Genomic DNA, 8,636 nt, shown 5'->3' with positions numbered 1-8,636 from the left:
TGCTCGGCCCGACCGACATCGAAATGGTCACCGAAACCTACTGGCGCGCGACTCACTACATGAGCGACGTGGCCGCGCAGTACGCCGACGGCAAGCTGACCCTGGCTGAAAAAGCCCTGGCCGAGCAGTGCTACTTCGCCGTGTGCCGCCGCCTGCACAACTCGCTGAAAGCGCGTCAGCGTTCGCACCGTCAGGTGCTCGACGAGCTCAACGACAAACTGGCCGACAAGTACATCTGCAACTTCTCGGTGTTCCAGAGCCTGCCGGACACTTGGGCGATCGATCAGGTACTGCCGATCATCCCGCTGCACCGTCTCGACGAAGAGCCGCTGCGCCGCGCGGTGCTGCAGGATCTGACCTGCGACTCCGACGGCAAGATCAACCAGTACGTCGACGAGCAGAGCATCGAAACCAGCCTGCCGGTACACGGTTTGAATGAAGGCGAAGACTATCTGCTGGGCGTGTTCCTCGTGGGCGCCTATCAGGAAATCCTCGGCGACATGCACAACCTGTTCGGTGATACCGACTCGGTGAACATCTACCAGAACGCCGATGGCAGCGTGTACCACGCCGGCATCGAGACCCACGACACCATCGAAGACATGCTGCGTTACGTGCACTTGTCGCCGGAAGAACTGATGACCCACTACCGCGACAAGTGCGCCAGTGCCCGCATCAGTGCCAGCGAGCGCACGCAATTCCTCGATGCCTTGCGTCTGGGTCTGACCCGCTCCTCCTACCTGTCTTCCTGACGGCAGGTTGTCCTTAACCCGGGTTGTCTGAAATTTTCCCCACTGGCTGTGGAAAATTCGGATAACCCGGTGGGACATATCCCAACTTCCCCGCGAAATCCTTGGCCATCCCGGCCAGCAAAGTCATCCGGTCTGCTTTTCGCGTAGGTCATTTCCTAAGTTGTACTTCGGCACTCTACTCAGCCATGGGTCTCGGCGAGAATCCCCGGCCGCCCCTCCTGTAGAGATCCGCCTATGTTTGATCCAGTCAACGAGCCGACCTTTCGTCTCGATGTAGCGGGTCTGTCCGACGCCTTCGAAGTGCTGGCGTTTACCGGTAACGAAGCCCTCAGCGAACCCTTTGCGTTTGAGATCGATGTGTTGATCGAAGATGTGCAACTGGATCTCGCCGGTCTGCTGCACCGCTCGGTGTTCCTGCATTTCGATGCGCTGCGCAACGGTGTGCACGGGCAATTGCACAGCCTGGTTCAGCACGAGCATGGCCCGGGCGTCCGCCTGTGCCGCGCGCGGCTGGGGCCAAAATTGAACTGCCTGGCGCTGCGTTTCAGTCAGCGGGTGTTCAGTGGTTGCTCGGTGCCGCAGATTCTCGCGCAAGTGCTCAAGGAACACGGGATCAGCGGTGGGCAGCGACGCTTCGAGCTGGGCGGCGACTATCCGCCGTTGGCGTTCTGCACCCAATACCGCGAGTCCGACCTGCAACTGCTGCAGCGGTTGTGTGCGCAGGCGGGCATCCACTATCACTTCGAGCATCGGCGTGACGGCCATTGTCTGGTGTTCGGTGACGATGTCGCGCAATTGCCTCGGGCCGGTGCCGCGCAATTTGCTGACGTGATAGAAGACGAAGCGCCGGCGGTGCGTCGCTGGCAATTGCACAACGCATGGTCGCCGAGCGAGGGCGGTACGCAAGCGGCGCAGAGGGCCGAGGGCGAAACCGATTTGGCCTGCTTGCGCAGCGGTCGCTGGCTGCCGCTAGCGGGTCATCCGTTTGCCGAGTGCAACCGTGAATGGCTGCTGTCGCGCGTTGAACATCACGCTGACATGTCCCTCGAACAGCCTTACGCCAACCGGATTTTCGCGGTCTTGCAGGATGCCGCGCCGGTACCGGAAACCGTGCCCGCGCGCCCGCGCATGCACAGTTTGCAACGGGCCTGGGTGGTGGCGGTCGACGAGCCGCGTCCGGATCGCTCGCGGCCGGTGGCGGTGCAGTTCGACTGGCTGTATCAGGGCGAAGGCGCTGCGGCCAGTCATTGCTGGCTGCCGCTGGCGCCGGCGTTGGCCGACCAAGCGTTGCCCTTGCTGCGCGAAGGGGTCGAGGTGGTGGTAAGTTTTCTTGAAGGCGATCCGGATCAACCGGTAATCAGCGGGGTTTTACAGGCGCCGCTGGCCGATGAAGAGCCTGAGCAAGATACCCCGTTGCCGGAGCAGATCATCACCGAAGGCCTGCCGCAATGGCTGAAGTCGGCGCAACCGTTGCTGCTGCTGTGCCTGATCCCCGGCGGCGGCAGTTACAACCATTGTCGCGAATCAATCTGCAGCTGCCGGTTGGTCAGTGAACTCGAACAGAGCGGTCGCGGATGAGCGACGTCATGCTCGAACCGCTGGCGCAATGGCTGCTACTCGATGTCCAGGAAGCACCGCAGGCGCTGAAGATGCTGCGTGAAGAATTCGCCGGATTGCGGCACTTCTGGCTGTTCGATGCCACGGAGTTTCAACCGCTGCGCGAGCACGGGCCGTTGTTGATCGAGTTGCACGACAGCGAGGCGCTGCTGGAATGCTGTCAGCGCGACCCGCAGACCTGGCGCGGCTTGTTGCTGGACAGCGAAGTGTCGAGCGCGGAATTGCTCCTGCATTTGCGGCGCATGCTCACCGTGTCGTTCGGCCTGCATCACCGCGCACTGCTGAGTTTCTACAACCGCCAGACTGCGAGCTATTTCTTCGACGCTTGCGATGCCCGCGAATTGAGCCGTTGGCTCGGGCCGATTCAGCAGTTGCGCTGGTACGGTGGCACCTGGGCCGACCGGGCGATTGGCAGTCACGGCTGGCAGCAATTGCGCAATCCACGCTTGGCGGTGGCGCCGCTCGGGGTTGAAGAAAATCTGACCGCGCAGCAACGCGAGCGCCTGCAAACCTGTCTGCTGGAGCAGCACATCTGGCGCTGGTGCCAATCGCTTGGAACCGACTACGCGACGATGGCCTCCCATGTTCAACAAGGTCTGGCGCTGGGCTTCAGCGACCGTGGCGTGCTCGACGGCTGGTTGTGGCTACGCTTGCTGCATCCGCGCGCTGTGTTGGTGCCGCCACCGGCGGGATTGACCCAGCAGGAAGGGCTCGACCATGTGCGTCGTCAGTGGCAGAACGATCAACCCTGAATCAGAGGTTCGGCATCCATGGCAGGCACGTTTCGGCAACGGTTCGGCGCGCTGATCGGCGGGATTTTGCTGGTGGTGCTGGGCGGTTGTTCGCCGGTGAAGGTGCTCAACGCCCTGACGCCCGAAGATACCTTCGATAAAACCGCTGGCATTGCCTACGGCGATGACCCACGGCAGAAACTCGACGTCTATGTGCCGCGTCATCCGCTCAAGGACGCGCCGGTGGTGGTGTTTTTCTACGGCGGCAGCTGGAACAGCGGCGACCGTGGCGACTACACCTTTGTCGGCGAAGCGCTGGCGTCGCGGGGGATTGTCGCGGTGCTGGCCGACTATCGGCTATATCCGCAGGTGCGTTATCCACTGTTTCTCGAAGACGGCGCGCGGGCGGTGGCGTGGGCCAAGGCACACATCAGTGAATATTCCGGCAACCCGCAGCGCCTGTATTTGATGGGGCACAGCTCCGGCGCCTACAACGCGGCGATGCTGGCGCTGGATGGCGATTTGCTGGGGAAGGTCGGCATGTCGCCGAAAGATCTCAGCGGCTGGATCGGTCTGGCCGGGCCGTATGATTTTCTGCCGATCGAGAACCCTGACGTGCGTCCGGTGTTTTTCTGGCCGAATTCGCCGCCGCAATCGCAGCCGATCAACCATGTCAGTCGCGGCGCGCCACCGGCGTTGCTGATTGCCGCGAGCAAGGACAATCTGGTCAACCCGACGCGCAACACCGGCGGCCTCGCTCGCAAACTGCGCGAAGCCGGGGTGCCGGTGCAAGATTTGTATTACTCGCGGCCCAGCCACATCACATTGGTGGCGACACTGTCACGACCATTGCGGCGATTGGCGCCGGTGCTTGATCAGGTGGTCGGTTTTATCGAGCACACGCCCACTCAGTGATTGCCGCCGTTGAACCAGCCGTCATTGCGCTTGAGCCACAGCGCTTGCGCGCCGAGCGTCAGGCTGCGCAAGACCATGAACAGCAGAAACGTTATCCACAGGCCGTGATTGCCCAGACCTTGCAGCGCCCAGGCGAAGGGCAGCAGCAGAACCACGGTCATCAACATGCCGTTGCGCATTTCCCGCGCGCGTGTGGCGCCGATGAACAGGCCATCGAGCAAGTAGCTCCACACCGCAATCAACGGCAGCACGGCGAGGTAGGGCAGGTAGATGAATGCGGTGTCGCGCACGCTCTGGATGTTGGTCTGCATCTCGATAAACAGATGCCCGCCGAGCAGAAACAGCACGGCAAAACCGACGCTGGCGATCAATGACCATCCGCCAGCCACCACCAGCGATCGCCGCAACGCGAGGCGATCACGCGCGCCGATGGCGTGGCCGCACAGGGCTTCGACGGCGTGGGCCAGGCCGTCGAGTGCGTGGGCGGTCAGCAGCAAGCCGTTGAGCAGCAACGCGTTGGCGGCGACGGTGGCATCACCCAGCCGCGCGCCTTGCACGGTGATCAGGAAAAACACCGATTGCAGGGCGAGGCTGCGGATGAAAATGTCGCGATTGACCGCCAGCAGTGGGCGCCAGCTCTGCCACAGCTTCAACGCCGCCCAGGCAATGTGCCCCGGATACGCGCGCAGGGCTTTGCGGGTCATGTAGAGGCCGAGCAGGGCGCCGCTCCATTCGGCGATCACCGAAGCGCGGGCCGAACCGACCACGCCCCAGTCCAGACCGATGACGAACCACAGATTGAGGGCGATGTTGATCAGGTTGGTGCTGAGCAGAATCGCCAGCGGCGCCCGCGCGTTCTGCGTGCCGAGGAACCAGCCGACCAGCGCATAACTGGCCAGCGCCGCCGGCAGGCCGAACAGCCGCGTATGGAAAAACTCCCGGGTGAGCTGATCCAGCTCCGCCGACGGCTGCATGAAATGCAGAGCCACGCCGCTCAACGGCACGCCGAGGGTGCCGAGCACCAGCGCCAGCCCCATCGCCAGCAGCAGCCCTTGCAAGAGAATCTGCCGCAACGCCGCGCCGTCACTGCGCCCGGCCGCTTGCGCGGCAAAACCGGTAGTGCCCATGCGCAGAAAACCCATGGCCCAGGCGAGAAAGGTGTACAGACTGGCGCCGACCGCCACTGCGCCCAATTGATGGGCGTGGGGCAAATGGCCGATGACAGTACTGTCGACCAGCGCCACCAGCGGCACGGAAATATTCGAAAGGATCATCGGCGCAGCCAGCGCCCAGACCTTGCGGTGAGTCGGGCGGTCGCGCCAGTCGGTGGTCAGGTTGGACATGCAGGCTCCTTGGGGGAGCGGCATTGTAGCGACTCATGCGTTCTATTGTGGGAGCGAGCTTGCTCGCGAAGGCGGTGTGTCAGTCAAAGCAGCGTTCACTGATCGGACGCTTTCGCGAGCAAGCCCGCTCCCACAGGGGAGTTGTGGTGTCAGTGAATAATCCAGCTCAGCAACCACAACCCCAGCAACAACCAGATAATCCCGGCAATGATCGACGCATTCATAAACGCCCGAATCGCCGACCACAACAGCATCAACCCGACAATCAGCGCGATGATGCTGATGATCGACGTGTCCATCCCCAGCGTCTTCGCCAGCCCGTCGACAAAGTTGCCGCCGGCATTGCTCAGAATATTGAACAGCCCGCTGAGGCCATCGACGATAAAGCGGATGACCGACCCGAGCGCCTGGCCGAGCCATTCGAAAAAGCTTTCTACCTGCATGTGTGCATCCTGATGAAAGAGCTGAGCCTTGGGCCACAACGCAGGTGGCCGAGTTCCCTGTCACGAGTATGGCCCAATGCAGCGCCGAACGGAAAACCTGTAGGAGCTGCCGCAGGCTGCGATCTTTTGATGTTGTTTTTCAAAGATCAAGATCAAAAGATCGCAGCCTGCGGCAGCTCCTACATGGGTCTTGCCTTCAGCGGGCATCCGCTTGAAGCTATACGCCTTCAGGAGAGCCCGATGAACCTTGTTGAACTGACCGAACGCCTGCACGCCATTCGCGACCGCAATGACTGGCGGCAATTTCACAGCCCGAAAAACCTGGCCATGGCCGCCAGCGTCGAGATGTCTGAGCTGGTGGAAATCTTCCAGTGGCTGAGCGAAGACCAGTCGCGCCAGTTGCCCGCTGACAAACTCGCCCATGCCGGGCAGGAAGTCGGCGATATCGTGCTGTACCTGTTGCTGCTGTGCAGCGAGTTGGGGTTGGACATGAATGAAGTGGTGCGCGCCAAGCTCGCCGACAGCGAACGGCGGTTCAGCTGATGAGCGACCGGCATTTCGATCAGTTGGCGACGCGTTTCGCCGAAAAAATCTACGGCGGTGCCAAAGGCGCGATTCGCCTCGCGGTGTTGCAGGCCGACCTGGCCGAAGCGCTGCCGGATCGGCCGTTGCGCGTGCTCGACATCGGCGGAGGCCTCGGCCACATGTCGCTGTGGCTGGCCGAACGTGGCCACGACGTGACCTTCACCGAACCGGCCGAGCCGATGCTTGAAGGCGCGCGCCAGCGTTTCGCCGAAGCCGGGCAGACCGCAACGTTTATTCAGGCGCCGTGGCAGGAATTGCTCGGGCAACTCACCGAACCGTATGACCTGGTGATCTGCCACGCCGTGCTCGAGTGGCTCGCCGAACCGCACGCGGTCCTGCCGGTGCTGCATCAATTGACCAAGCCCGGCGGCTGGCTGTCGCTGGCGTTCTACAACCGCGACGCGCTGATTTACCGCAACCTGCTCAAAGGCCATTTCAAGAAAATGCGCAAGAACGACATGGCCGGTGAAAAGCAGAGCCTGACCCCGCAGCAGCCCCTCGATCCACGGGAATTGGCAACGCAACTCGAAGGGTTGTGGCAGGTCGAAACTCAGAGTGGGATCCGGGTTTTCCACGACTACATGCCGGTGGAATTCCAGGCCCGCGCCGAACTCGTCGATTTGCTCGAGATGGAGCTCGCTCACCGTCGCCACCCAAGCTTCGCCGGGCTTGGGCGTTACTTGCACTGGATCTGCCGGCCGATCTGATCGGAGCGCGAAATGAAAGCTCAATCCGGGTTATTGCTGATCTGTCTGGGGTTGGCCGCCTGCGAGGGCAGCAACCCTTATGTGGCGCAATCGCGGTCCTTGCCGCCGGCGCCGCCGCAAGCCGCCAACACCTTTGATCGCAGTGCTTATCCGGCGCCGCCGCGTGATTACGGACGCTATCGCAGCTGGGCCTGGCTCAACGGCCAATTGCCGCCGGGCACGGCATGGGCGGATTCGGCGCAAGTGGCCGAGGCAGTCAGCAACGCGCTGGATCAGCGTGGTTTGCGCCCGCTGCACGACAATCGTCCGGCCGACCTGTTGGTCAGCGCCAATCTGAGTCTGCAAACACGCTTGCGTCAGGTGCAGGACGATTACGGCTACTACGGCGGCGGATACAGTGGCTATGATCGTTATGGTCGGGGTTACGGGATGTACAACAGCGTGCCGATCGTGCGCACGTACTCCGAACAAGTGGTCGTCGTTCAGGTGGATCTGTTCGACGCCGGTACCGGACAACCGGTCTGGAGTTCCAGCGCCGAAACAGGCACCCGTGGCAACCAGAGTGATCAAGCCGATTCGATCCGGGAGGCTGTGGAAAAGGCCATGTCGGCGTATCCTCCCAGTTAGCTTCTTGCAAATGAGAAGCTTGTGCAGGTCATGTCTTCTACCGGAGAAAAACCATGTTCCGTCGTCTCGCCTTACTGACCATGGCCGCGTTGCTCAGCGCCTGCGCCGCCAATCAGGTCAATCATGACTTCGACGCCAGCCGCGATTTTGCTGCGTATCGCAACTGGAGCTGGAAAGAACCCGCCCTGCAATATCGCCCGGATGATCCACGGATCAAAAGCGACCTGACCGAGCAACGCATCCGCCAGGCCGTCACCGATCAACTCGATCAGCGCGGTTTGCGCCCGGCCGCTGCCGGGGCCAAGGGTGATTTGAGTGTGCAGACTTACTTGATCGTCGAGGATCGTCAGCAGCAAGTGACGACCAATTACGGCGGCGGTTGGGGTGGCCCGTGGAATGGCTACTGGGGCGCGCCGATGTACAACGAAACACGCAACATCACCTACAAAGTCGCGACCATCCAGATCGACTTGCTCGACGGCAAGGACGGCAAACTGGTGTGGCGCGGCAGCGACGAGCAAATGCTCGCCAGCAAACCGAATCCGGAAGATCGCAGCAACGCCATCCGCGAAACCGTCACCCGAATCCTCGCCAACTACCCACCGCGCTGAAATCCCAATCCCTGTGGGAGCCGAGCTTGCTCGCGAAGACGGTAGGTCAGGCAGATAAATGCTGAATGACCCGTCGCTTTCGCGAGCAAGCCCGCTCCCACAGGTTTTTGGGGTGTTCACAGAATTTGTGCGCACCTCGGTCAATGTAGGAGCCGGGCTTGCCCGCGAAGAGGCCGGCACTTTCAACATTAATGTGGCACACAGTCCGCTTTCGCGAGCAAGCCCGCTCCCACAGGTTTTTGGGGTGTTCACAGAATTTGTGCGCACCTCGGTCATTGTAGGAGCAGAGCTTGCTCGCGAAGACG

General features: G+C 61.8%; 10 protein-coding genes and 1 pseudogene. 9 read left to right on the top strand and 2 right to left on the bottom strand.

Annotated features, from left to right (window positions below; genetic code table 11):
- The 4 genes and pseudogenes from ACIP1X_RS13085 to ACIP1X_RS13070 all read left to right on the top strand — a co-directional run.
- A pseudogene (locus tag ACIP1X_RS13085) lies at positions 1–752 on the top strand (arginine decarboxylase); the annotation flags it as partial.
- 234 nt (positions 753–986) lie between these two features.
- Positions 987–2,330: a contractile injection system protein, VgrG/Pvc8 family gene (locus tag ACIP1X_RS13080; protein ID WP_400752634.1), complete on the top strand. Its 1,344-nt coding sequence runs from the start codon at positions 987–989 to the stop codon at positions 2,328–2,330.
- On the top strand, positions 2,327–3,121 hold the full coding sequence (locus ACIP1X_RS13075) for a DUF4123 domain-containing protein (protein WP_212544960.1): 795 nt from the start codon (positions 2,327–2,329) through the stop codon (positions 3,119–3,121). The genes ACIP1X_RS13080 and ACIP1X_RS13075 overlap by 4 nt, the downstream gene beginning before the upstream one ends.
- A gap of 18 nt (positions 3,122–3,139) precedes the next feature.
- The gene (locus tag ACIP1X_RS13070; protein ID WP_400752631.1) at positions 3,140–4,015 is read left to right on the top strand and encodes an alpha/beta hydrolase; all 876 of its coding nucleotides are present in this window, start codon (positions 3,140–3,142) and stop codon (positions 4,013–4,015) included.
- On the opposite strand, the gene ACIP1X_RS13065 is transcribed toward ACIP1X_RS13070, so the two are convergent.
- Together ACIP1X_RS13065 and ACIP1X_RS13060 are read right to left on the bottom strand one after the other, a co-directional pair.
- Positions 4,009–5,358 carry an MATE family efflux transporter gene (locus ACIP1X_RS13065; RefSeq protein ID WP_400752628.1) on the bottom strand — a complete coding sequence of 450 codons (1,350 nt, stop codon included), beginning with the start codon at positions 5,356–5,358 and terminating at the stop codon, positions 4,009–4,011. The genes ACIP1X_RS13070 and ACIP1X_RS13065 overlap by 7 nt on opposite strands.
- Before the next feature lie 149 nt (positions 5,359–5,507).
- Positions 5,508–5,801 (bottom strand): hypothetical protein, encoded by a 294-nt coding sequence (locus ACIP1X_RS13060; RefSeq protein WP_007914623.1) that lies wholly within the window; start codon positions 5,799–5,801, stop codon positions 5,508–5,510.
- 240 nt (positions 5,802–6,041) lie between these two features.
- Here ACIP1X_RS13060 and ACIP1X_RS13055 point away from each other — a divergent pair, with 240 nt between their 5' ends.
- From ACIP1X_RS13055 to ACIP1X_RS13035, 5 genes are all read left to right on the top strand, one after another.
- Positions 6,042–6,344, top strand: coding sequence for a MazG-like family protein (locus ACIP1X_RS13055; protein WP_053116915.1), 303 nt, complete (start codon positions 6,042–6,044; stop codon positions 6,342–6,344).
- Positions 6,344–7,093 (top strand): methyltransferase, encoded by a 750-nt coding sequence (locus ACIP1X_RS13050; protein ID WP_400752625.1) that lies wholly within the window; start codon positions 6,344–6,346, stop codon positions 7,091–7,093. The genes ACIP1X_RS13055 and ACIP1X_RS13050 overlap by 1 nt, the downstream gene beginning before the upstream one ends.
- 12 nt (positions 7,094–7,105) lie before the next feature.
- Positions 7,106–7,720, top strand: a complete 615-nt coding sequence (locus tag ACIP1X_RS13045; RefSeq protein ID WP_400752623.1) for a DUF4136 domain-containing protein — start codon at positions 7,106–7,108, stop codon at positions 7,718–7,720.
- A 53-nt stretch (positions 7,721–7,773) separates the two neighbouring features.
- On the top strand, positions 7,774–8,331 hold the full coding sequence (locus ACIP1X_RS13040; RefSeq protein ID WP_400752620.1) for a DUF4136 domain-containing protein: 558 nt from the start codon (positions 7,774–7,776) through the stop codon (positions 8,329–8,331).
- Positions 8,332–8,389: 58 nt separating this feature from the next.
- Positions 8,390–8,636 (top strand): hypothetical protein (locus ACIP1X_RS13035; protein ID WP_400752617.1); only part of this gene is annotated, 247 nt, incomplete at its 3' end.

Source organism: Pseudomonas sp. NPDC088885, assembly GCF_044750025.1.
In the GTDB taxonomy this organism is placed as follows: domain Bacteria; phylum Pseudomonadota; class Gammaproteobacteria; order Pseudomonadales; family Pseudomonadaceae; genus Aquipseudomonas; species Aquipseudomonas rustica.
The sequence above is the reverse complement of the archived record's forward strand: the minus strand, read 5'-3'. Positions and strand labels throughout refer to the sequence as shown.

Excerpts from the sequence above, each read along its gene's own strand:
- ACIP1X_RS13055 (WP_053116915.1), top strand. The coding sequence starts at position 6,042 with ATGAACCTTGTTGAACTGACCGAACGCCTGCACGCCATTCGCGACCGC.
- ACIP1X_RS13070 (WP_400752631.1), top strand. The coding sequence starts at position 3,140 with ATGGCAGGCACGTTTCGGCAACGGTTCGGCGCGCTGATCGGCGGGATT.
- ACIP1X_RS13045 (WP_400752623.1), top strand. The coding sequence starts at position 7,106 with ATGAAAGCTCAATCCGGGTTATTGCTGATCTGTCTGGGGTTGGCCGCC.
- ACIP1X_RS13040 (WP_400752620.1), top strand. The coding sequence starts at position 7,774 with ATGTTCCGTCGTCTCGCCTTACTGACCATGGCCGCGTTGCTCAGCGCC.
- ACIP1X_RS13080 (WP_400752634.1), top strand. The coding sequence starts at position 987 with ATGTTTGATCCAGTCAACGAGCCGACCTTTCGTCTCGATGTAGCGGGT.
- ACIP1X_RS13075 (WP_212544960.1), top strand. The coding sequence starts at position 2,327 with ATGAGCGACGTCATGCTCGAACCGCTGGCGCAATGGCTGCTACTCGAT.
- ACIP1X_RS13060 (WP_007914623.1), bottom strand. The coding sequence starts at position 5,801 with ATGCAGGTAGAAAGCTTTTTCGAATGGCTCGGCCAGGCGCTCGGGTCG.
- ACIP1X_RS13050 (WP_400752625.1), top strand. The coding sequence starts at position 6,344 with ATGAGCGACCGGCATTTCGATCAGTTGGCGACGCGTTTCGCCGAAAAA.
- ACIP1X_RS13065 (WP_400752628.1), bottom strand. The coding sequence starts at position 5,358 with ATGTCCAACCTGACCACCGACTGGCGCGACCGCCCGACTCACCGCAAG.